Annotated in this window: 16 protein-coding genes; 12 read left to right on the forward strand and 4 right to left on the reverse strand. The window is 70.6% G+C overall.

Annotated features, from left to right (window positions below; genetic code table 11):
• Positions 1–199: 199 nt before the first annotated feature.
• The gene (locus tag ABS52_06445; GenBank protein ODT04021.1) at positions 200–2,530 is read left to right on the forward strand and encodes a hypothetical protein; all 2,331 of its coding nucleotides are present in this window, start codon (positions 200–202) and stop codon (positions 2,528–2,530) included.
• On the opposite strand, the gene ABS52_06450 is transcribed toward ABS52_06445, so the two are convergent.
• Both ABS52_06450 and ABS52_06455 read right to left on the reverse strand, forming a co-directional pair.
• Complete coding sequence (locus ABS52_06450; protein ODT04022.1) at positions 2,527–3,729, reverse strand: hypothetical protein; 1,203 nt, start codon at positions 3,727–3,729, stop codon at positions 2,527–2,529. The genes ABS52_06445 and ABS52_06450 overlap by 4 nt on opposite strands.
• Entirely contained in the window at positions 3,729–6,791 is a 3,063-nt protein-coding gene (locus ABS52_06455) for a hypothetical protein (protein ODT04132.1), read from the reverse strand. Before ABS52_06455 ends, ABS52_06450 begins: the two co-directional genes overlap by 1 nt.
• Positions 6,792–7,204: 413 nt before the next feature.
• On the opposite strand from ABS52_06455, the gene ABS52_06460 reads away from it, so the two are divergent.
• The 3 genes from ABS52_06460 to ABS52_06470 all read left to right on the forward strand — a co-directional run bounded on the left by ABS52_06460 (position 7,205) and on the right by ABS52_06470 (position 12,575).
• Positions 7,205–10,258, forward strand: coding sequence for a hypothetical protein (locus tag ABS52_06460; protein ODT04133.1), 3,054 nt, complete (start codon positions 7,205–7,207; stop codon positions 10,256–10,258).
• Positions 10,259–10,393: 135 nt separating this feature from the next.
• Positions 10,394–12,049, forward strand: coding sequence for a hypothetical protein (locus ABS52_06465; protein ODT04023.1), 1,656 nt, complete (start codon positions 10,394–10,396; stop codon positions 12,047–12,049).
• Positions 12,050–12,053: 4 nt separating this feature from the next.
• Positions 12,054–12,575, forward strand: a complete 522-nt coding sequence (locus ABS52_06470) for a cysteine methyltransferase (GenBank protein ODT04024.1) — start codon at positions 12,054–12,056, stop codon at positions 12,573–12,575.
• Positions 12,576–12,666: 91 nt separating this feature from the next.
• On the opposite strand, the gene ABS52_06475 is transcribed toward ABS52_06470, so the two are convergent.
• Both ABS52_06475 and ABS52_06480 read right to left on the reverse strand, forming a co-directional pair.
• Entirely contained in the window at positions 12,667–13,422 is a 756-nt protein-coding gene (locus ABS52_06475; GenBank protein ODT04025.1) for a hypothetical protein, read from the reverse strand.
• A 9-nt stretch (positions 13,423–13,431) separates the two neighbouring features.
• Positions 13,432–14,094, reverse strand: a complete 663-nt coding sequence (locus ABS52_06480) for a hypothetical protein (GenBank protein ODT04134.1) — start codon at positions 14,092–14,094, stop codon at positions 13,432–13,434.
• A gap of 138 nt (positions 14,095–14,232) precedes the next feature.
• On the opposite strand from ABS52_06480, the gene ABS52_06485 reads away from it, so the two are divergent.
• The 8 genes from ABS52_06485 (at position 14,233) to ABS52_06520 (ending at position 23,161) form a co-directional block, all read left to right on the forward strand.
• Entirely contained in the window at positions 14,233–14,487 is a 255-nt protein-coding gene (locus ABS52_06485) for a hypothetical protein (protein ID ODT04026.1), read from the forward strand.
• Positions 14,460–15,113 (forward strand): hypothetical protein, encoded by a 654-nt coding sequence (locus ABS52_06490; protein ODT04027.1) that lies wholly within the window; start codon positions 14,460–14,462, stop codon positions 15,111–15,113. The genes ABS52_06485 and ABS52_06490 overlap by 28 nt, the downstream gene beginning before the upstream one ends.
• Positions 15,114–15,232: 119 nt before the next feature.
• Positions 15,233–16,321 (forward strand): N-methyltryptophan oxidase, encoded by a 1,089-nt coding sequence (locus tag ABS52_06495; protein ID ODT04135.1) that lies wholly within the window; start codon positions 15,233–15,235, stop codon positions 16,319–16,321.
• Positions 16,322–16,479: 158 nt separating this feature from the next.
• On the forward strand, positions 16,480–19,164 hold the full coding sequence (locus tag ABS52_06500; GenBank protein ODT04028.1) for a hypothetical protein: 2,685 nt from the start codon (positions 16,480–16,482) through the stop codon (positions 19,162–19,164).
• 60 nt (positions 19,165–19,224) lie between these two features.
• A complete protein-coding gene (locus ABS52_06505; protein ID ODT04029.1) occupies positions 19,225–20,538 on the forward strand; it encodes a hypothetical protein in 1,314 nt (437 codons plus the stop codon).
• A complete protein-coding gene (locus tag ABS52_06510) occupies positions 20,525–21,325 on the forward strand; it encodes a hypothetical protein (protein ID ODT04030.1) in 801 nt (266 codons plus the stop codon). Before ABS52_06505 ends, ABS52_06510 begins: the two co-directional genes overlap by 14 nt.
• Before the next feature lie 194 nt (positions 21,326–21,519).
• Complete coding sequence (locus ABS52_06515; protein ODT04031.1) at positions 21,520–22,158, forward strand: hypothetical protein; 639 nt, start codon at positions 21,520–21,522, stop codon at positions 22,156–22,158.
• A gap of 127 nt (positions 22,159–22,285) precedes the next feature.
• Positions 22,286–23,161, forward strand: coding sequence for a hypothetical protein (locus ABS52_06520; protein ID ODT04032.1), 876 nt, complete (start codon positions 22,286–22,288; stop codon positions 23,159–23,161).
• Positions 23,162–23,180: the final 19 nt, after the last annotated feature.

A 23,180-nucleotide genomic window follows, 5' to 3' on the forward strand; every position in this document is an offset into this window, starting at 1 on the left:
GTGCCACCCGCAAGACGTCGTTGGCCCGGGTCGCCGCCCTACCCATTGGGGTTGGTGGGCGCGACGCGCGCGTCGGTGGGCCGGGCGCCCTCACGCGAGAGGTCACGGCGGGGCGCGCCGGTTGCCTGACAGATCCTTAGCGCGGCGGCGAGTGTGTCAGGGCGCGAAGGCTTGCGCGTCGTGGTAATGTTATCTCCCCATGTACACCGCGGCTCCCGACGACAAGGTCGCCCTTCGGCTCCAGCGTGCCCTGACGGGGAGCTACGCCTTCACGCGCGAGTTGGGGGGCGGTGGGATGAGCCGCGTCTTCGAGGCGCGCGAGACGAGCCTCGGACGGACCGTGGTCATCAAGGTCGTCTCGGCCGAAGTGGCGGCCGGTGTCGACGCCGACCGGTTCCGGCGCGAGATCCAGGTGGCGGCCACGCTCCGGCACCCGCACATCGTCCCGCTGCTCAGCGCCGGCGAGGCGGACGGGATCCTGTACTACACCATGCCGTTCATCAACGGGGAGTCGCTGCAGCAGCGACTGCACCAAACGGGGCCGCTTCCCGTGTCCGAGGTGGTGCACCTGGCGGAAGAGGTCGCGGACGCCCTCGACCATGCGCACCGGCACGGGGTGGTCCACCGCGACATCAAGCCGGCCAACATCCTGCTCGAGGACGAGCACGCGATCGTGGCCGACTTCGGCATCGCGCGCGCCGTGCGCCAGGCCGCCGGGCACGGCCAGACGATGCTCACCGCCACGGGGCTGGTCCTGGGGACGCCGCACTACATGAGTCCCGAACAGGGCGGGGGGGACGAGCTGGACGGACGCACCGACATCTACTCGTTAGGGTGCGTGATGCACGAGATGCTGGCCGGGAGCCCGCCGTTCGAGGGACACACGGCGCAGCAGATCATCCTCCAGCACTTCGTGAAGGACCCGCCGCCCATTCCCCGCGACGACGTCCCGGAGGCGCTGCGCCAGGTGCTGGCCCGGGCGCTGGCCAAGGACCCGAATCAGCGCTACGCCTCGGCGGCGGAGATGCGCAACGACCTGCGCTCGCTCGAGACGCGCCACCTTCCGCCATCGCGCCCGGCGACGCTCACCACGCGTGAGCTGGGATCGTCCGCGCGTACGCCGACCCCGAGCATGCCGACGTCGGGGCCCATCGATTCGCTCGCCGTGCTCCCGTTCGACTCCCCCGCGGCCGGGACGGACGACGAGTACCTGGCCGACGGGATCACCGAGAGCATCCTCAACAAGCTCACCCGCGTGTCAGGCCTGCGCGTGGTCCCGCGGTCGGTCGTCTTCCGCTACAAGCGCCGGGAGATCGACATCCCCGTGGTGGCCGGCGAGCTGCGGGTGCGGGCGCTCGTCACCGGGCGGGTGCGCCAGCGCGGGCAGACGCTGCACGTGAGCGCCGAGCTCACCGATGCCCTCAACGAGGCGCAGCTCTGGGGCGACCGCATCTCGCGCAGCGCCGAGGACATCTTCGCGGTGCAGGAGGAGATGGCGGCCGAGATCGTGAAGTCGCTCCGGTTGCGGCTGTCGGCCGAGGAGAAGCAGGAGCTGATGCGCCGCTACACCGAGGACTCGGTGGCGTACCGCGCCTACCTGCGCGGCCGCTACCAGTGGAACAAGCGCACCCGCGACGGCTTCCTGAGGGCCATCGGCCACTTCCAGGAAGCCATCGACCGCGACCCGAGCTATGCCCTCGCCTACGCGGGACTCGGCGACGCGTACAACGTCCTCGGCTACTACAATTATCTCCCGCCCCGCGAGTCGTATCCCAAGGCCAAGGCCGCGGCCATGCGGGCGCTGGACATCGACGAGGCGCTGGCACAGGCACACGCCTCGCTCGGCTACACGCGCCTGTTCTACGACTGGGACTTCCGCGGCGCCGAGGCGTCGTTCCGCCGTGCCATCGAGCTCGACCCCACCTATGCCAGTGCCCACCAGTGGTATGCGTGGTGCCTGCTGGTGATGCGGCGCATGGACGAGATGATCGAGACGATGCGCACGGCGTTGCAGCTGGATCCGCTGTCGCTGATCATCAACGCCCACATGGGCTACGCCCTGTTCTGGGCCGGTCGCTTCGACGAGGCGCTGGAGCAGCTGGCCCGCACGCAGGCGCTCGACCCGGAATTCGCGCTGACCTACTGGCCGCTGGGAGCGGTCTACGTCTGGCAGCAGCGCACCGACGAGGCGATCGCCGCCTTCCAGCGGCTGGTCCAGCTCACCGGCGATACCATCGGGATGGGATACCTGGGGATCACGGCCGGGATCTTCGGACGGCCGGAGGTGACCCGCGACGTCCTGCGGCGCCTGGAGGCGGCGGCGAAGGAGCGATACGTCTCGCCGCTCGACCGGGCCCTCGGCCATGCCGGACTCGGCGAGGTGGAGGAGACGTTCCGCTGGATCGAGAAGGCGATGGACGAGCGGGTGAGCGACCTCGTGCGCCTGCGCGTCCTCCCGTGGCCGGCCGCGGTGCGCGAGGACCCGCGCTTCGAGGAGGTGGCCCGCCGGATCGGGCTGGGGGCCGCCTAGGGCGGCGTCGCCGCCACGTCGGACGGCGCATCGCCAGCGGCGGCGCCCGGCGTCCCACCCGGGCGGTGCACCATCACCGCTCCGCCTAACGATACGGCGGCCGCCACCCAGAACGGGACGCGAAGCCCGGCCAGGGCGGTGATCCCGCTGGCCGCCATCGGCCCGACGACCCGCCCGAGGCTCGCCGTCCCCTGGAAGAGGCCCAGCACCGCCCCGCGCTCCGTCGCCCCCGCCGTGCGGGTGATGAGCGTGCTCACGCTCGGCGAGAAGAGCGCGCTCCCGACGCCATAGAGCGCCATCGGGGCGAGCGAGACCCAGACATTCGGCGCGAGGGGGATGAAGACCAGCGCCACCACGACGAGGAGGATCCCCGTCCGCGTGAGCGCCTCGGGCGCGTACCGCGACGAGAGCCTCCCCATGAGGACCCCCTGCACGGTCACCGCGATCACCCCGATGAAGGCGAAGACGAATCCGAGGTGACGCGGGCTCACGCCGAGCCCTTCGGCGGCCCAGAGCGAGAACGTCCCCTGCAGCATCGAGACGGCGCCGACGACGATGAGGGTGACGGCGAGGAGGTGCCGGAGCTCGATGCGCGCGAGGAGGCGCCACCGCAGTCCCTTCGCCTCGGCACCGGCCGCCGCGCGGTGCTCCTCGTGATGGCTCTCCTGCAGCCTGGCGAAGGTGGCGAGGAAGGCGAGCAACGACATGACGGCCGCGGCCAGGGCAACGCGAGTCATGTTGGCGCTGCCGGCCTCGCCGCCCCCGAGCGCGCCGCCTAACGCAGGCCCCAGGATGAAGCCGAGGCCGAAGGCCGCGCCCAGCATCCCCAGCGCCTTCGGGCGCTCGGCGTCGGTGGTGACGTCGGCCACGTAGGCGTAGGCGATCGAGACGTTCCCGGCGGCCAGCCCCGACACCAGGCGCGAGAGGGCGAGCTGCCAGGCGTTGCCGGCGAAGGCCAGGACGACGTTGGCGGCCGCGTTGGCGGCCAGCGTTGCGAGCAGGACCGGGCGGCGCCCCAGCCGGTCGCTCAGCGCCCCCCAGAGCGGGGCACCCACGAGCTGCCCCACCGAGTACAGCCCGAAGAAGAAGATGATCAGCGACGGCGCGATCCCCAGGTGCTCCGCGTAGAACGGGAGCACCGGGATGATCATGCCGAACCCGACGAGGTCGAGAAAGACGATGAAGAAGAGCGCCGCCATCAGGAGATCGTCTTCACCGCCGAGGGCGGGACGAAGACCGGGGGGAGCCCCAGCTCCTGCAGGAGGCGGTTGAGCGCGCGGATCTCGTTCGCCTCCAGCTGCTGCAGGCGTTGCAGCTGTACGTCGACCTTCCCCCCGAGGTCGTCGAGGATCGCCCCGTGCTGCCTCGTGGGGGCGGCGTCCTGCCCCAGCACCTGCGAATTGAGCGAGAGCATCATGTTGTACAGCTTGATCGGGAAGTGCAGCGTGGCCTGGTCGTCGTGGTTGTACCAGTCGACCAGCTCCGTGCGCACCACCTCCAGCTGCTCGCGCACCGGCTTCGAGGCGTCCTTCACCCGCTGGGCGTGGGGCTGCTCCGACGATTGCTCCACCCGCACGTCGATCTGCTTCTGCAGGTCCTCGATGCGGGTGAAGGCGTCCACGATGTCGCCGATGCGCCCCCGCACCTTCATCCCCACGTCGAATTGCGCCTGCAGGTCGGCAGTGGTCGCGTCCAGGCGCGGGTCGAGCTTCACGGCGAACCGGCGCGCCAGCGTGTCGCTGCCGGCGATGAGGCGCACGGTGAACTCGCCGGGGACGACCGCCGGGCCGGCGAGCGTCCCCATGTCGTTCACCACCGTCTTGAGCGACTTGGCGTCGGTGTAGCGCAGGTTCCAGAAGAAGCGATTCGTCCCCGGACGCGTGGTGACGAGGGAGTCCGAGGCGGTGTACGCCAGCGAATCGCGGCGCACGGCGGGGCGGGTGCTATCGCCCTTGGCCGGGTCCGCACTCGAGAGCGAGCGGACGACCCCTCCGCGCGGGTCGAGGAACTCGAGGACCAGCTTGCCGGCCGGCGCCTTGCCGAGCCAGTAGTCCACGAGGACGCCGTCATACGGGTTCTCGCCGGCGTTGCGCCCGCCGCCGTGCCCGCCGGCGAAGCGCCACGCGGTGCTGGGCTGGAACAGGTGGAGCGGCTTGGCGGTCACCGAGTCATGCAGCTGGCGGAGGAGGGCGATGTCGTCGAGCGACCAGAAGGATCGGCCGTGGGTGGCCACCACGATGTCGTTCTCGTGCACGCGCAGGTCGCGCACGCTCACGCGCGGAAGGTTGAGCTGCAACGTCTCCCACCGCGCGCCGTCGTCGAACGAGACCCAGACGCCGGTCTCGGTCGCCGCGAACAGGAGGCCGCGACGCACGGGATCCTCGCGGATCGAGCGCGTGTACGCCCCCATCGCGATCCCGTTGTCGATGCGCGTCCAGGTCTTCCCGTAGTCCGCCGTCTTGTACAGGTACGGGCGGAAGTCGTCGAGCTGGTAGCGCGTGGCCGAGAGGTAGGCGACCGCCGGGTCGTGCGGGGAGGGCTCGATTCCCGTGATGCGGGTGTGCTTCGCCATCGCCCTGGGGGTCACCTCGGTCCACGAGGCGCCGCCGTCGCGCGAGAGGTGCACGCGCCCGTCGTCCGACCCCGCCCAGAGCTCTCCCTTGGCGCGCGGCGACTCGGCGAAGGCGTAGATCGTCGCGTACCACTCCGTCCCCGTCATGTCCCTGTGCACCGGGCCGCCGGTGGGCCCCAGCGTGGCCGGGTCGGCGTAGGTGAGGTCGGGGGAGATCTTCTCCCAGCTGCGCCCCTCGTTGGTGGAGCGCCAGACGTGCTGCGAGGTGGCGTACAAGACGTTGGGGTCGTGTGGCGAGAGGAGGACCGGGAAGGTCCACTGGAAGCGGTTGGGGACGTCGCTGGCCGGGATCCCGTCGTAGTTGTTGAGCCAGACGGCGATGTCGCGGGTCTGCTGCGTGCGGTTGTCGTGCCGCATCAGCATCCCGGTGTAGCACCCGCCGTAGGTGATGCTCGGGTTGCGCGGGTCGACGGCGATGTGCGCGTTCTCGCACCCGGCCACGCTCCACCAGTCACGCTCGGTGATGGAGCCGAAGTCCGAGCGCGAGGCGATGGTGATGGCCGAGTTGTCCTGCTGCGCGCCGTACAGGCGGTACGGCCACTGGTTGTCGGTGATGACGTGGTAGAACTGCGCCGTGGGCTGGTTGTAGATCGACGACCAGCTCTTGCCGCCGTCCTGCGAGACGGTCGCGCCGCCGTCGTTGCCGTTGATGAGGCGGTTCGGGTCCCTGGGGTCGACCCACATGATGTGCGTGTCGCCGTGCGGAACGCGGAGCCGCGAGAAGGTCTTGCCGCCGTCGATCGACTTCCACACCTGCAGGTTCATCACGTAGACGACGTTCTCGTTGAGCGGGTCGGCGGTGACCGCCGAGTAGTACCAGGGACGCACCTGGAACTTCTGCTCGCCGTTGGTGCGGCTCCACGTCGCCCCCCCATCGTCGGAGCGGAAGATCCCGCCTAACGTGTCCTTCGCCTCCACCGAGGCGTAGATGCGCCGCGGGTTGGCCGGCGAGATGGCGACGCCGATCTTCCCCAGCGGCGCCTTGGGCATCCCGGGATTGGCCGAGAGGTCGGTCCAGGTGTCGCCCCCGTCCGTGGACTTCCACAGCCCGCTCTTCCCGCCGCCGGCGTCCATCCCCCACGGCGAGCGCTGGAACTTCCACATGCTGGCGAAGAGGATGCGCGGGTTGGTGGGGTCGAGCGAGAGATCGGTGGCCCCGGTGGAATCGTCGAGGAAGAGGATCTTCTTCCACGACTTGCCGCCGTCGGTGGTGCGGAAGACGCCTCGCTCCGGATTCGGGCCGAAGGCGTGACCGATGGCCGCGACATAGGCGATGTCGGGGTTGCCGGGGTGGACGCGGATGGCGGTGACCTGGTGCGTCTCGACGAGGCCGAGGTGCTGCCAGGTCTCGCCCGCGTCGGTGGAGCGATAGACGCCGGTGCCGTAGGTCAGGTCCTCGCGCAGCTGCGACTCGCCCGTGCCGACGTAGATGACGTTGGGATCGGACGGGGCGACCGTGACCGCGCCGACGGACGAGATGTCGGACTTGCCATCGGTGATGTTCTCCCACGAGAGCCCGGCGTTGGCCGTCTTCCAGACCCCGCCGTTCACCGCCCCCATGTAATAGACGAGGGGCTTGGTGGGGTCACCCGCCACGGCATCGACGCGCCCGCCGCGGAAGGGGCCGATGAGGCGCCAGCGGAGCGACTTGAAGGCCTTGTTGGTGGCCGAGGGGTCGGAGTAGAGGGCGGGGTTGTAGGGCGGGGGAGTGCCCGGTGACGAGACCGTCGCGGTGCGGGAGGGGCGCTGGGCGCCAAGCGATGCCGGGGCGACGGCGCCGGCGAGCGCCAACGCGAGGAGGGGGGTGACGAGCGGGCGGTGGAGGCGCATCGATCGAGCGGAGGGAGTGCACCGGTCCCCCCAGCCGGATGCGAGGGGGTCGGGGAATGCTCGGCGCGATTGCAGGGAGGCGCAAGGTGCGAGCGGGCGAGCCTGTGACGGAACCCCGGTGTCGCACGCATATTCGCCGAATGCGTCCGCGACGACTCCTCCCCTCCCACCTTCGCGCGTTGGCCGCGCTACTCGCGCTCGCGAGCGCTCCCCTGTGCGCCCAGGTCTCCTCCTCCCCCACCCCCGGCGCCCGCCCCGCGCGGCAGTCGCCGTCGCGCACCGCGGCCCCGCCGTGGGAGCCCGACTCCCTCGGCAACCATCGCGTCGTCGTCCGCGTCGACTCGGGCGGCGATGCCCTGTACGTGCGCATCCCCTGGCGCCGCCGCGACCCCGCCCCCGAGAAGGTCGGCGTGATCGTCATCGACGCGCGAACGCAGCTGCGCGTGCACAACGTGGCACGCATGGAGGTCAATCGCGAGTTCGGCGATTTCGTCTTCCAGGCGCCGACCGTCCCCGGCGACTACTACTTCTACTACCTCCCCTACACGGGGAGCTTCACCTCCAACTATCCGAAGATCACCTATCGCCCGCCCGAGGTTTCGGCGGACGCCGCCTGGATGCAGCGCAATGCCCTCATCCCCCAGGCGGCCCGGCTCAAGCAATATCAGTCGCTCCCGCCGGCCCGCGTGACGAGCTTCGATGCCATCGACGAGTTCTCGCGCTTCACCCCCATGGAGGTCATCGCCACGAAAGGGGAGCTGGACGCCATGCGGGCGCGCTATCCGTGGGCCGAGTACTTCACCTTCCCCGAAGACCGCTCGCTCCCCATCCGGATGTCCCGCGACATTCCCCAGAAGTGGGCACAGCAGGGGCCGTTCGCCCCGTTCAACGGCACCGCGAAGCGCGGCGAGTACTACACCTTCCAGATCGGCGTCTGGGCCCACCGCATGGCGATCGACTCCATGCGCTACGAGGCGTCGGACTTCACGCGCAAGGGTGGGACGGAGGTGATCCCGGCCTCGGCCGTCACCGCGTTCAATCTCGAGGGGACCGACTGGTCGGGGCGTCGCTTCACGCGGGCGCTACGCGTGGAACGCGGGGCCGTCCAGCCGATCTGGTTCGGGATCGACATCCCCGCAGGCACTATCCCTGGGGACTACGAGGGCGACATCGCTCTCGGCAGCAGCAACGCCAGGGAGCGCGTGACCCGCGTGGTGATCCGCGTCTCGCCGGATTCGGTCGTGAACCACGGCGACGACGATCCTTCTGCGCTGACTCGCCTGCGCTGGCTCAACTCCCGGCTCGCGGCCGACGACGGCATCGTCCCTCCCTACACGCCGATGACGGTCGATGGGACGACGGTCGGCGTCCTGGGGCGAACGTTGAGCTTCGGCGACGATGCCCTTCCGGTGAGCATTCGATCGTACTTCACGGCCGGCAACACCGCGATCGGGAAGGTGCCGCGCGAGATCCTCGCGGCGCCGTTGCGGCTGGAGGTGCGCGATTCCGCCGGGCGTGCCGTCGCCTGGCGCGGCACTGCCGCGACGGTCACGCATCGCGCGCCGGGGGCAGTGGCCTGGGAGGCCACGCGCGAGGCCGGGACGCTGTCGATGTCGGTACGGGCGAGGATGGAGTTCGAGGGGACGACCGAGTACGCCGTCACACTGCGCGCGCACGAGCGCACCCCGCTCTCCGACGTGCGGCTCGAGATCCCCATGCGAGGAGACGCCGCCGAATTCATGATGGGGCTGGGGCAGAAGGGTGGGCGCCGCCCGGCCGAGTTCCACTGGACGTGGGATGTCGCCAGCAAGAACCAGGACGCCGCCTGGCTGGGGAGCGTGCACGCCGGGCTGCAGTTCACGCTCAAGGACGAGCACTACGTACGCCCGCTCAACACCAACTTCTACCTCTCGAAGCCGCTCGTCCTCCCGGTGAGCTGGGGGAATGGGGGCAGGGGCGGGTGCGACGTGGTGGAACAGGGCGCGCCAGGTGACGCGGTCGCACGGACGAATGCCCGGCCGGGCGAGGTGGTGGTCGCGGTGAGCTGCCACTCCGGCTCGCGCGTGATGAGCGCCGGCGACTCGCTCCGCTTCGACTTCCGGCTGATGATCACGCCGTTCAAGACGCTCGACACGGCGGGGCAGTGGGGGACGCGCTACTTCCACGCCTTCGTCCCGGTCGATTCCGCCGCGCGCCGCGGCGCCAACACCGTCAACGTGCACCACGCCACCCGCGTGAATCCGTGGATCAACTATCCCTTCCTCGAGGTAGCGCAGCTCGAGGCGTACGTCGACTCCGCGCACGCGCGGAAGATGAAGGTGAAGCTCTACTACACGGTGCGCGAGCTCACGAATCACGCCCCGGAGCTCTTCGCCCTGCGCTCGCTGGGTGATGAGGTGCTGTCGCATGGCCCGGGGGGCGGCTTCTCGTGGCTGCAGGAGCACCTGGGCGAGGACTACCTCGCCGCCTGGCACGTCCCCGCCATCAAGGACGCCGCGGTGGTGAACAGCGGCGTGTCGCGCTGGCACAATTTCTACGTGGAGGGGCTCGACTGGTTGGTGAAGCACGCGAAGATCGATGGCCTCTACATCGACGATGTCGCCTTCGATCGCACGACCATGAAGCGCGTGCGCAAGGTGCTGGACCGCGGCAACCCGGGGGCCCTCATCGACATCCACTCCGCCAACCAGTTCAACCCGCGCGACGGCTTCGCCTCGAGCGCGAACCTGTACCTGGAGCATTTCCCCTTCCTGAACCGCCTCTGGTTCGGCGAGTACTTCGACTACGACTCCTCCCCCGACTACTGGCTGGTGGAAGTGTCGGGGATCCCGTTCGGCCTGATGGGGGAGATGCTGGAAAAGGGGGGGAACCCCTGGCGCGGGATGACGATGGGAATGACCGCCCGGCTCCCGTGGAGCGGCGACCCGTCGCCTTTGTGGAAGGTGTGGGACGCCTTCGGGATCCAGCGCAGCCGGATGATCGGATGGTGGTCGGGCGCATCGCCCGTCACGACGGGCGACACGGCGGTGAAGGCGACGACGTGGGTGCGCCCGGGCCGGGCGATGGTATCGTTAGGCTCCTGGCGCGACGCCGACGCCAGCGTGCGGCTTCGCGTCGACTGGCGGGCGCTTGGCCTGGACCCGGCGCGGACGCGCATCCGCATCCCCGCCATCGATGGCTTCCAGGATGCCGGGAGCTGGGCCCCGGGTGAGGCGATCCGGATCCCGGCAAGGCGCGGGGCGATCCTGTTGTTCGAGGGGCGCTAGCCGGGCGCCTGATCGAATGGCGGGTCGGGCGCGCGCTCGGGCGCGCGCTCGGGCGCGGGGGGAGGGCCGGAGGGAGCGGGCCGGAATGTCCGAAAATGGCGAGTGGGACGGGACGGTCAGGGTTACACTATTCCCATGCCCCTCGACCGCCCCTCCTGCTACCGCGCCCTCTCGGCGCGCGACGCACGCTTCGACGGCGTCTTCTACGTCGGCGTCACCTCCACGCGCATCTACTGCCGCCCGGTGTGCCGGGCGCGCACGCCTCGCGCGGCCAACTGCCGCTTCTTCTCCAATGCGGCGGCGGCCGAGCGGGCCGGATTCCGCCCCTGCCTCCTCTGCCGCCCGGAGCTGGCGCCGGGGAATGCCCCGGTGGATGCGACGGCGCTCCTGGCGCAGCGGGCCACGCGCGCCATCGCCGCCGGGGCGCTGAACGACGGCTCGGTGGAGGAGCTGGCCAGGTCGTTAGGCGTGACCGGGCGCCACTTGCGGCGCGCGGTCACGGAGCAGCTCGGTGTATCGCTCCTGGACCTGGCCACGACCCACCGCCTGCTGCTCGCCAAGCGCTTGCTGCACGAAACGAGGCTCCCCGTGGGGCAGGTAGCCTTTGCCGCGGGTTTCGAGTCGTTGCGTCGGTTCAACGACGCCTTCAAGCGGCGCTACCGGCTCACCCCCGCCGAGCTGCGACGCGCGGCGAGCGCGGCGAGCGCGGCGAGCGCGACGAGCGCGACGAGCGCGACGAGCGCGGCGAGCACGGCGAGCACGGCGAGCCTGTCGTGCGCGGCGAGCACGGCAGGAACGACAACGGCCGATCACATCGAGCTGGCACTCGACTACCGTCCGCCGCTCGATTGGGAGTCGCTGATCGACTGGCTCGCGGCACGCGCGACCCCGGGCGCCGAGTGGGTGGGCGACGGCCGGTATGCGGCGACCGTCCGCTTTCCGGCGTCGATGGCGGCAGCGCCTCGCGGCGACGCCGTGCCCGATGCGCGTTGCGCCGACGGCGAACTCGTGGGGCACGTCGAGGTGGAGATGCGTCACGCTCGTCGAGGCGGGCGCGCGACCGCACCCGGGCGCGCGCGAGGGGCGATCGTCGCTCGCCTCTCGCCCACGCTGCTCCCGGTCCTCATGCCGTTGCTGGCCCGGCTGCGTGATCTCCTCGACCTCGATGCCAATCCGGATGCCGTCGCGCGTCACCTGGCGCGCGCCGGGGCCATCCCGTCGCCGTCGGCGTTCGGGGGCGTGCGCATCCCCGGTACGCTCGACGGCTTCGCCCTGGCGGTGCGGGCCATCCTCGGACAGCAGGTCAGCGTACGAGGGGCGACGACGGTGATGGGACGCCTGGTGGAGCGCTTCGGCGCGCCGTATGCGGGTGGTCACCATGCCCTGACCCGGGTGATGCCGACGGCGCAGCGCCTTGCCGGGCTCGGCACCAGCGACATTGCATCGTTGGGCATGCCCGGGGCGCGCGCCGACGCCGTCCTTGCCCTGGCCCGGGCGGTGGCCGGTGGTGCGATCGTCCTGGCTCCCGGCGCCGACGCCGAGCGCACCGTGCGTGCACTCACCGCCCTCCCGGGAATCGGGGAGTGGACGGCGCACTACATCGCCATGCGCGCACTGCGCTGGCCCGATGCCTTTCCCGCCAACGATCTCGTGCTACGCCGGGCCGCCGGCAACGTCACGGCCGCGCAACTCGTGCGGCGCGCCGAAGCCTGGCGTCCGTGGCGCGCATACGCCGCGATGCACCTCTGGCGCACGGCGGCCACCCCTGCCGATTCCCCCTCCCGGAGCTGACGCGATGACTCCACAGACGACCGTGTACTACACCACCATGCCCTCGCCGCTCGGCGAGTTGCTCCTGACGGGAGACGGCCGGCACCTCACCGGGCTGTACATGACGCCGCATGCCCACGGGCCGGCGCGCGACGCGGGATGGATGCGCGACGATGCGGCGTTCGCCGACGCCGTCCGGCAGCTGCAGGAATACTTCGACGGCACCCGCATCACGTTCGAGATCCCCCTGGCGCCGGACGGCACCGAGTTCCAGCGCCGGGTCTGGATGGCCCTCCGCGACATTCCGTACGCGCAGACGGTCTCGTACGGCGACATCGCCCGCGAGGTCGGCAACCCCAAGGGCGTGCGCGCCGTCGGGCTGGCCAACGGGCGCAACCCCATCTCCATCATCGTTCCCTGCCATCGCGTGATCGGGAGCAATGGGGCGCTGACGGGCTACGGCGGCGGGATCGAGCGCAAGCGGTGGCTCCTCGAGCACGAAGCCAGGCACGGCGGGTTGTCCGCCACCGCCCTCGGCGCCCGTTAGGCAGGACGGGCCGCCGGCGTCACCGCCATCGAGCGCGTGGACGTCGTGCACCTGCACAACGCCAGGCCGGGGTGCTTCAACTGCCGCGCCGTCAGGGCATAGCGCCGCGCGCCGCTTCGGCCACCACCGCCGCGATCTCGGCCCCGTCGGTCACGTCCCACGCGTAGGCGTCGGGGACGAAGGGGCGGGCGACGTGCAGGCGCGGTGCCCGGTAGGTCATCCGGCCGTCGGTGCGGTGCGCCCCTCGCAGGTGCACCTCGCGCACGCGGGCCGCGCGCACCACCGCTTCGGCGTTGTCGCGCCGCACGCCGCCGCCCGCCATCACCACGATGCGGTCGCCGCCGCGGCGCACGAGGCGGGCGAGCATCCCGGCCCCCTCGAGCGCGCTCGCCGCGCCGCCCGAGGTCAGCACGCGTGGCACGCCTAACGCCTGAAGGGTGTCGAGCGACTCGTCCAGGTCGCGCGTCACGTCGAAGGCACGATGGAAGGTGAAGGGGAGGGGGTGCGCGGCCTCGATCAGGGCGCTCGTCCCGTCCTCGTCGATCGTCCCGTTGGGGTTGAGCGCCCCGCTCACGATCCCGTGAATGTCGCAGGACTTGGCGAACTCGATGTCGCGCAGCATCACCTCGATCTCGGCGGCATCATACAGGAAGTCGCCGCCCCGTGGGCGCACCATGGCGAACACCGGGATCCCGACGCAGCGGAGCACCGCGCGCATCATCCCCCCGCTCGGTGTCGTCCCGCCCTCGACGAGGTTGGCGCAGAGCTCCAGGCGCCCCGCTCCTGCCTGCTCGGCGGCGAGCGCCCCCTGCACCGAGTCGACGCATGCTTCCACCAGGATCGCCATGCTGTTTCCCTAACGAGCGAGCCGGCCCGCGCGGACGAGCGCCGAGGTGGCGATCATCCACTGGGCCAGGTAGTACGTGACGAGAATGAGCGCGCGCGAGCCGGGAAGGTCGCCGCGAAAGCGCGCCAGGCCGAGCGAGGAATCGGACGCCACGAAGAGGACGGCACCCACGGCCCCCCACCACGCGCCGTCGTGCGCCCCCAGCCGCGAGCGCTCCAGCGCCTGCCAGGCCATCACGAGGATCACCAGCATGTACGCCAGCACGGGGAGACGCAACGGACCGAGGAGCGGCCACAGGAGCGAGAGGACGATCGCCCCGATCGCCACGAGCGGGAGCGCGGTCGCGGAGCCACGGGAAAAGCCGCCATCCCGGGTGAAGGCCGCGATGTAGAAGAGGTGGGCGACCAGAAACGAGGCGAGTCCGGCGACGAATCGGTCGCTGGGAAGCATGAGGAAGACATCGCCGGCCAGCGAACAGACGAGCCCCCCGAGGACGAATCGCGCGTATGGATCGGCCGTCCCCCAGGCGAGGGGGAACGTCAGGGCCATGACCAGGATCGTCGCCAGCGGCTTGAACAGGTAAACCTGCGCCGGTGCGCCCGCATATTCGGCGCGCACGAGGAAGACGACGGCGACCGCGAGCGCGAGGGAAAGGAGCTGCCAGGTGCGCACGAGGGTGGTGGGGAAGGGGGGCACCGATGAGGCGTGGTCGGGCCGAAGCCGCCTCAAGCTCATCGCAATCGCCACGCGCCGCAACGTGGAGTATTTTCGGGATCGCAGTCCCGATTCCCGTCCCCCGTCGGCTCGACAGTGCCAAGCAGCAACGGATACGAAGTCCAGTTCGACCTCTGGCCACAGCGCGTCTTCGTCGACGAGCTGGATGCGCGTGCCGTGGTGGGCGCCAACACGCGTGTCGCGGCACTCTACAAGGTGCGATACGAGCGCGAGCCGGGGGTGCACCAGGTCTTCCTGGATCAACACGGATGGTACTGCGCCGACCACGGCCCATCCTGCAAGGCGGTGCGCGCGGTGGCGGAGTGGCGTACCACGCCTTCCTCGACGTGAACCCCCTGCCGGAGGCCCGGATGCTGAGACGCCGGTCGATGGGCTGGATGCTGCTGGCGGTCGCCGCGTGCGGCGGCGGTGGCGATGGCAACCCCACGGGGACAAGTGCGGTTGCATCGGTCTCGCTCGACGTCCCCACCCTGGCGCTTCTCGTAGGAGAGTCGAAGCAGCTGTCGGCGACGGCCCGGAACGCTGCGGGGAACGTCGTGACCGGCGCGCCGGCCGCGACGTGGACCAGCTCGAACTACGCCGTGGCCACGGTGGATGCCACGGGTGTGGTGACGGCCCTCATCCCGGGGACAGCCGACATCCGAGCGACCATTGCCGGGAAGCGCGCCAGCGCCCAGGTGACCGTCACCTCGGCGGCGACGCGGGCAACGGTCACCATGACGGGGAACGTCTTCTCCCCATCTCGCGTCACGATCAAGGCCGGGGGAACGGTGGAGTTCGTCTTCGGCGCGACCCCCCATACCGTCATCTTCGAGCAGGTCCCCGGCGCGCCTAACAGCATCGACGTGGCGACGGCCAACAAGACGGAGACGCGGCAGTTCAACACGCCCCGCGTGTACCGCTACAATTGCTCGATCCACGGCTCGATGGTCGGCGACGTCAACGTGGTGCCGTAGCGTCTCCCCAAGCGCCAGCTCGCCTGTCCCGTCCCCGTCCCCGTCCCGTCCCCGCCCCGATCCCGTCCCCGTTTCCCGTGACCACACCATTCGACGTCGCCGTCGTCGGCCTGGGCGCCATGGGGAGCTCGGCTGCCTATCAGCTGGCCCGGCGTGGCCTGCGGGTCGTCGGCATCGACCGCTATTCCCCGCCGCACGCCATGGGGTCGAGCCACGGGAAGTCGCGCATGATTCGCGAGGCATACTACGAGCATCCGCTATACGTCCCGCTCGTGCAGCGCGCCTATACGCTGTGGGACGAGCTGGACCAGGTGGCCGAGCACCCCGTCCTTCGCCAGACCGGGGGGGTGATGGTCGGGGGCGAGGGGGGGGCGTTGGTCCAGGGGACGCTGCGCAGCGCCGCCGAGCACGACATCCCGCACGAGCTCCTGTCGGCGGGTGAGCTGCGCCAGCGCTTTCCCGCCTTCACGCCCGCGGTGGGAATGGTGGCGGTGCTCGAGCGTCGCGCGGGGATCCTCTTCCCCGACGCCATCGTCCGGACGCACCTGCAGCTGGCGGAACTCCACGGCGCCATCCTCCGGCGGGGCGACGCGGTGCAGGGGTGGGATCGCACGCGCGAGGGGATCGCCATTCGAACGGCGCAGGCGACGGTCGTTGCGCGGCAGCTCGTCGTCGCCGCCGGGGCCTGGACGGCTCCGCTCCTCGCGTCGCTCGCCCTTCCGCTCACGGTGGAGCGCCAGGTGATCCACTGGTTCGATCCGGTGAGCACTCCGGAGCACTTCTCCGCCGAGCACATGCCGGTCTCCATCTGGGAGTTGGACGACGGGCGGCTGTTCTACACCAAGCCCAACCTCGGCGACGGGGTGAAGATCGGCGTTCACCACAGCGGGACGACGGTGACGCCGGAGTCGATCGATCGCACGGTCACGGAGCAGGACGCTGCTCCCGTTCACGAGTTGCTGCGGCGTTTCGTCCCCGCGGCGGCGGGTCCGCTCCGGGACCGCGCCGTCTGCATGTACACCAACACCCCCGACGCCCATTTCATCGTCGATCGCCACCCCGAGCTCGACGAGGTGCTGGTGTTGAGCCCCTGCTCGGGCCACGGCTTCAAGTTCGCGTCGGTGCTGGGCGAGGTGGCGGCCGACCTCGTGACTCGGGGAGTGTCCGCATTCGATCTCACGCCATTCTCGTTGCGGCGCTTCGCGTAAGTGTCGGCGCGGACGCGTTCAAAGCGCAGGGCGGCAGCGAGTTACGGTAGGTACGAGGGAGCAACTGTTCCCCACCGGCTTTCCCCCTCGTCCTCCCAACCTCCGCACGGGGCCGTGCGTATCTGGCAGGTCTCCCCATCCCCATGCCGGTTCCTGACATGTTGAAGGCATATGCCCGCCTGCTCCTGACGGCGGGACTCGCGCTCGCCACCAGCTCGGTCCGGGGCGGCGCCCAGCAGTCCGACACCCTGGCGCGTCCGACGCTGCGCGCCGTGTTCCGCACCGCTCCGATTCACGTCGACGGGAGCCTGGACGAGGCCGACTGGGGGCGCGCCGTCCCGGCCACCGACTTCACGCAGGCGCGTCCCTCTCCGGGGAAGCCGGCATCGCACGCCACCGAGGTGCGGATCCTGTACGACCGCGACGCCCTCTACGTCGGCGCGCGTCTTCACGATCCACGCCCGGATTCCATCGCCCGGCAGATGGGGCGTCGCGATGCCGACGACATCTACTCCGACTGGATCCGCATCGGCATCGATTCGTACCTGGACCGGCGCACCGCCTTCATCTTCGCGGTCTCGCCTCGCGGGGTGCAACGCGACGAGTTCCGCTACAACGATTCCCAGAATGACCTGCTATGGGATGCGGTGTGGGCCAGCGCCACGCGGATCGATTCGGCGGGGTGGACGGCCGAGCTGCGGATTCCCCTGTCGCAGCTCCGCTTCCAGGTGGGCGAACGCGGGGTGACCAAGTGGGGGATCCAGTTCGGGCGCTTCCTCGCCCGCAACGAGGAGAGCGCCACCTGGTCGCCGATGCCGCCGCAGCAGCCCGGCGTGGTCTCGCGTTATGGCGACCTCGTGGGGCTCGACTCGCTGGTGGCGCCGCGACGCCTCGAGGTCCTTCCCTACGTTTCCACGCAGGTCACGCGGGCGCCGGGGAGCGCCGCCGACCCGTTCCATGCCCCGACCGATGCGTCGGGCCGGCTCGGTGCCGACCTGCGCTACGGGCTCCCCGCCGGGCTCACCCTGACGGCGACGGTCAACCCGGACTTCGGCCAGGTCGAGGTCGATCCCGCGGTGGTGAACCTGACGGCCTTCGAGGTCTTCTTCCCCGAGCGGCGCCCGTTCTTCCTGGAGGGGATCGACATCTTCCGGTTCGGGCAGAGCGTCACCTTCAACGACAACAACCCGAGCAACTTCTTCTACACGCGGCGCGTGGGGCGTGCGCCGCGCCGCTCGCTCGACGCCCTCGGTGCCGAGTACAGCGACGTCCCCGCGCAGTCGGACATCCTGGCCGCGGCCAAGGTGTCGGGGAAGACCAACCGCGGGTTATCGTTAGGCGTGCTGGGGGCGCTCACGCGCGAGGAGCGCGGCCGCTACGCCCTCCCCGGCGGCGTGACCGGCTCGGCGGTGGTGGAGCCGCAGACCGAATTCCTCGTGACCCGCGTGCGCCAGGACTTCCGCCAGGGGAACTCGGTCGTCGGCGGCGTCGTGACCGGGGTGCGGCGCGACCTGGCCGACCCCTCGCTCGCTCCGCTCTTCGTGCGCGATGCCCTCGTCTCGGGGGGCGATTTCGAGCATCGCTGGGGGAACCGCACCTGGGCGCTGAGCGGCTTCATGGCCGGGAGCCGGGTCACCGGCGACCCGCAGGTGATGACGGCGCTGCAGCGCTCCCCCATTCGCGCCTACCAGCGCCCCGACAGCCGCGCCCTCTCGCTCGACACCACCCGCGCCTCGTTAGGTGGATACTTCGGGACGCTCTCGCTGGCCCGCACCGCCGGTGAGCACTGGCTGGGCTCCGTCACGTACGAGGAGACGTCCCCGGGGTTCGAGGTCAATGACCTGGGCTTCCAGACGCGCGCCGACTTCCGCTCGCTCTCCGGCGCGTTGCAGTACCGCGAGCCCAGCATCGGGCGCCTGCTGCGCAACCACGAGTCGAGCCTGTACATGACCACCGCCTCCAACTTCGATGGCGACGTCGTGGAGCGGCGCGTCTCGCTCCTGAGCTCCGGACTCCTCAATTCCTTCTGGAGCTACAACTTCTGGGGGTTCTTCCAGCCCGAGACGGTCGACGATCGCCTCCTGCGCGGCGGCCCCAACACGCGAAAGCCTGCCGAGTGGCAGCTGCGATCGGGCTTCAAGTCCGACTCGCGGCGCGCGGTCGTGGCCCAGGTCAACTACGAGTACAATCGCAACGCCCAGCGCGAGTGGCGACACACGGTGGAGCTCGGCATGGAGCTGCGTCCCACCAGCGCGGCGCGCTTCCAGCTGGGGCCCAAGTTCACCCGCCAGTGGGACGTGGATCAGTACGTCACGATGGTGCGCGATCCCCTCGCCACCGGAACCTACGGCGGGCGATGGGTCTTCGGTGACATCGACCAGGGCGAGCTCTCGCTCGACGCCCGCGCCGAGTGGACCTTCTCGCCGACGCTGACGTTGCAGCTCTGGGCCCAGCCGTTCGTCGCCTCGGGGCGATACGGCGCCTTCAAGGAGTTCCGCACACCGGGCGCCTTCGCCTTCGACCGGTATGGCATCGACCGCGGGACCATCACCCGCGCGGGGGCGAAGGCGGGCAACCAGGTGACGGTCGACCCCGACGGTGAGGGCCCCGCCGCCCCCTTCACCTTCGCGGAGCAGGACTTCCTGGTGCGCTCGCTGCGCGGGAATGCCGTGCTGCGCTGGGAGTATCGCCCCGGATCGACGCTCTTCTTCGTGTGGCAGCAGCAGCGGCAAGGCTTCGACGACTGGGCCGACCTTGGCGCCACGCGCGACGTGGCGAGCGTATTCCGCGCCCCGGCCCGCAACGTGTTCCTGGTGAAGGCGAGCTACTGGCTCGGGCGGTAGCACGGCCCAGCCCGGCGGCCGCGTCTGGTCAGGGCCGCATCGATGGTGAAACATTGTGGGGTGATCGAGTCGAGCGTCGGCGTGTCCCCCCCCGCCCCCATCCTCTCCCCGGGCGAGATCCTGGTTGCCGAGCGCGACCGGGCGGAGCGCGTCCTCAATGCGGTGAGGATCGCGGTCCTCCTCCTGCTCGGGGGGGCCGCCATGCTCTACGCGCCGTCGCTCACACCGGCGCTGAACCGTGTCAACGTCATGATCCTCACGCCGACGCTGGCCTGGGCGATCGTGCAGGTCCCGCTCTTCCACCGCCGTCGGCTCCTCCCCGCGTGGTTGAGCGTGGCCAACCCGCTGCTCGACGTCACCGCCGTGAGCTTCATCATCGGCGGGTACGCACTCGCGTCGACCCCGATGCTGGCGCTCAAGACCCCCATCATTACCGCCTACTTCATCATCCTCGCGGCCCTCCCGGTGGCATCCAGCACGCGGAAGGCGGCGGTGGTCTCGGCGCTGGCGGTAGTGGAGTACGCGGGACTGGTCGTGGGGTTCGCCGTCAGCGGGGAGCTGGCGCTGGTGACGAGCCCGCTCGCCGCCCTGACCACGGCCGGTGTCTCGCCGCTGGACGAAGCGGCACGCCTCTTCCTCCTCGCCTGCGCCGGGGGGGTGGCGACCTACGCCACGCACTGGCAGGAGCAGCTGGGGACGCGCTACGCCATCGCGGCGCGGGCGGGCGAGCAGCTGCAATCCCGTCTCGACCAGGCCCGGTTGCAGAGCCTCAAGCTGCAACTCCATCCCCACTTTCTCTTCAACACGCTCAATGCCATCACCGCACTCATCCACCGCGCGCCGGACCGGGCGGAGCGCATGGTGGCGGGGCTGAGCGAGCTGCTGCGCATCGCCCTCGGAAGCGCCGCCGAGCAGGAGGTGGCGCTGGCCCGCGAGGTGGAGGTGCTCGAGCACTACGTGGGGATCCAGCGCGAGCGCTTCCAGGGGCGGCTGCGCGTGCACGTCGACATGGCGGCCGACGTGCACGACGCGCTCGTGCCAAACCTCATCTTGCAGCCACTGGTCGAGAATGCGATCAAGCACGGGCTGGGGCCGCGCGCCACGGGTGGCGTGGTGGAGGTGATCGCCCGGCGCGAGCGCGATGCGCTCGCCCTCGTCGTGCGCGACGACGGCGTTGGCGAGGCGGCGCCGGATGGACGGCGCGAGGGAGTGGGACTCGCCAACTCGCGCGCCCGCCTGTCGTCGCTGTACGGCGAGGCGTACCGTTTCGACGCCAGCCCGCGCCCGACAGGTGGCTTCGAGGTCTCGATCGTCATCCCGTTCCATCTCGAGCCGGCCGCACGCGTCGTGGCTGCGCGACATGTCCCCGACTGACGCTTCTGCCGTGGCCCGGGTCCGCATCCTCGTCATCGACGACGAACCGCTGGCGCGCGAGCACCTGCGCTCCCTCCTCGCGACGCGCGACGACGTCGTGGTCGTCGGCGAGTGCGGCGACGGGGCGAGCGCCATTGCCCGGATCAGGGAGGAGTCGCCGGACCTCGTGCTGCTCGACGTGCAGATGCCCGAGGGGGGCGGGTTCGACGTGATCCGCGCCGTGGGCGTCGACCGGATGCCCGCCGTCATCTTCGTCACGGCCTACGACGAGCACGCCCTCGCGGCGTTCGAGGTGAACGCCGTGGATTACCTCCTCAAGCCGGTCAACCGGCAGCGGTTCGCCCGGGCGATCGATCGCGTCGTCGGCTTCCTGCGACCGTCGGCGCAGGCCCATCCGGCAGCGCACGACGCGACCACCCTCGCGCGCGTCCTCGATTCGATGCAGCCGCCGCGCGCGGGGGCCGACCGCCTCACGGTGCGCGTCGGCGACCGCATGCTCTACCTGCGCACGCACGACATCGACTGGATCGAGGCTGCGGACGATGTGGCGCGGTTGCATGTGGGGAAGCAGGTCTTCGAGCATCGGGTCACCCTCACGCAGCTCGAGCGGCGGCTTCCCTCCGACACCTTCGTGCGCGTGCATCGCTCGGCGATCGTGAACGTGGAGCGGATCCGTGAGTTCCAGCCGTGGTTCCAGGGCGACTGGATCATCGTCCTCGCCGATGGGACGCGTGTCCAGACCGGGAAGAGCTACCGCGCGCGGGTTCGCGAGCTGATCGGGGGGTAGCAGGCGCAGCGGCCGGGCATTCGCCGCCGCCGGTTGGCCTTTCACCGCACGAAGCCGGCCCTTCACCGCCTTGGCGTTGAACGGGGTGCGGCCGAGCCCTACGTTCGCGCTGCGATCGAATCGTGGGCGCGAGCGCTGCGTCTCCCGCCTCCCCCGTTGCCACCACGTCCGTGCCTCTCTCTTCACCCTTCCCTGTGCTCGTGCGTCGAACGATGCTCATGTCCGGCGCGGCATTGTTCCTGGCGGCGTGCGGGGGTGGCGGGAGCGGCGGCAATGGCGGGCCGACGGAGCCGCCCGCGTCGGCCACATTCGACAACCTCACCGTGACGCCGTCGACCGTGACGCTCGCCGTCGGGCAGGCGCAGGCGCTCACCGCCACCGGACGCTCCTCGAGTGGGACGCCCATCGGCGGGGTAAGCTTCGCGTATGCCTCCGACAATCCGGCGGTCGCCAGCGTCTCGTCGTCGGGGAACGTCGTCGGCGCATCCGTCGGGACGGCGACGATCACGGTCACGGGGACGCTCGGGAGCGTCACGAGGAGCGTGGGCGTCGGTGTGACCGTGAGCGGCTCGCTTCCGTCGGCGGTCACCGTGGTTGCGGGGGCGACGACCAACGACTTCACGCCGGCCAACGTCGTCATTGCTCGCGGCGGGACGGTCACGTGGGCCTTCGGCGCGCTCGTGCACAACGTCAACTTCCAGGGGACCGGGGCACCGGCGGCCATACCCAACACGTCGAATGCATCCGTGTCGCGCACGTTCAATACCGCGGGCACCTTCGACTTCTTCTGTTCGCTGCACTCGGGGATGAGCGGGACCGTGCAGGTTCCCTGAGGGCGCGGCGCTGATGCGATCCGGGGAGGCGCCGTCGTCGGTCGTGGGGGTAGTGAAGGCAAACGCTCGGCGGCGGCGCGTCTCTTCCTCGCCCGCGGTGGGTGGCCATCGCAGGGCCGTTCCCTCGATGCGGCTCGTCGCGGTCGCGCGTTGCGCGGCACTCTGGGCTGCGCTCGGCGCCGCGGTCCCCATCGCCGCCCAGGGGCGCGAGGTGCAGGTCTACCGGGCCGATGAACCAGAGGGACGCCTCCTGGCCTACTACGCGGCCGCAATGATCTACTCTTCGCTGGGCGCCGTCGTGCCCGGGCATCGGATGTCGCTGGGTGTCGAGGCGACCTGGATCCCCCCGCTCTCCGCATCGCGGCGACGCCCGGGAATAGACAAGCCCGAGACGACGAACCTGTCGCCCGTCCTCCCGCGACCGCGTGTGGTGGTGCGGACGGCTGCCGCGGTGATCGAGGGGTCGTGGGTGCCCCCCATTCGCGTCGCCGACGCCCGGGCCAACCTCGTGTCGGGGGCGGTGTCGCGCACGCTGGTGACCTGGCGCGGCATCGCGATCTCGCCCCGGATCTCGGCGGTGACGGGGTGGGTGGAGGGAGCCATCACCTGCAACGCTGCCACGGCCGCCTCGGGCCCCCCCGAGCTGGCCACGTACTACGCCGCCGTCTGCCATGGGAACGACTCCAACGATCGCTTCGAGCCAAGGCTCGCGGCGGGCGAGTTGATCGCCTCACGCGCGTTGTCCACCGCGGGGACGCTCGTGTGGCTTGCGGCAGGAGGGCGCGTCGACCGCTCGCGCTTCGACATCGGCGTCATGCGCGACGACGGAACGAGAGACACCGATCACCCGATCCTGCGGCTGCGGGCCAGCCGGCCGCACGTTGCCGCCGGCGCACGGTGGCGGGTGGGAAGCCGCATGACCGTCGCCGGCGAGTGGTTCTATGCCCCCGGAAGCGTGGCGACGCTCCGGGCGCTGGTGGGCGTGGGCGCGGGGGAGCGGTGAGCGTGCTGCGCCTGACGGA

It is taken from the genome of Gemmatimonadetes bacterium SCN 70-22, from assembly GCA_001724275.1.
GTDB lineage: Bacteria > Gemmatimonadota > Gemmatimonadetes > Gemmatimonadales > Gemmatimonadaceae > SCN-70-22.

Coding starts and splice junctions, on each gene's coding strand:
- ABS52_06445 (ODT04021.1), top strand. CDS start 200: ATGTACACCGCGGCTCCCGACGACAAGGTCGCCCTTCGGCTCCAGCGT.
- ABS52_06450 (ODT04022.1), bottom strand. CDS start 3,729: ATGGCGGCGCTCTTCTTCATCGTCTTTCTCGACCTCGTCGGGTTCGGC.
- ABS52_06465 (ODT04023.1), top strand. CDS start 10,394: ATGCCCCTCGACCGCCCCTCCTGCTACCGCGCCCTCTCGGCGCGCGAC.
- ABS52_06470 (ODT04024.1), top strand. CDS start 12,054: ATGACTCCACAGACGACCGTGTACTACACCACCATGCCCTCGCCGCTC.
- ABS52_06475 (ODT04025.1), bottom strand. CDS start 13,422: ATGGCGATCCTGGTGGAAGCATGCGTCGACTCGGTGCAGGGGGCGCTC.
- ABS52_06495 (ODT04135.1), top strand. CDS start 15,233: ATGGGGAGCTCGGCTGCCTATCAGCTGGCCCGGCGTGGCCTGCGGGTC.
- ABS52_06500 (ODT04028.1), top strand. CDS start 16,480: ATGTTGAAGGCATATGCCCGCCTGCTCCTGACGGCGGGACTCGCGCTC.
- ABS52_06510 (ODT04030.1), top strand. CDS start 20,525: ATGTCCCCGACTGACGCTTCTGCCGTGGCCCGGGTCCGCATCCTCGTC.
- ABS52_06520 (ODT04032.1), top strand. CDS start 22,286: ATGCGGCTCGTCGCGGTCGCGCGTTGCGCGGCACTCTGGGCTGCGCTC.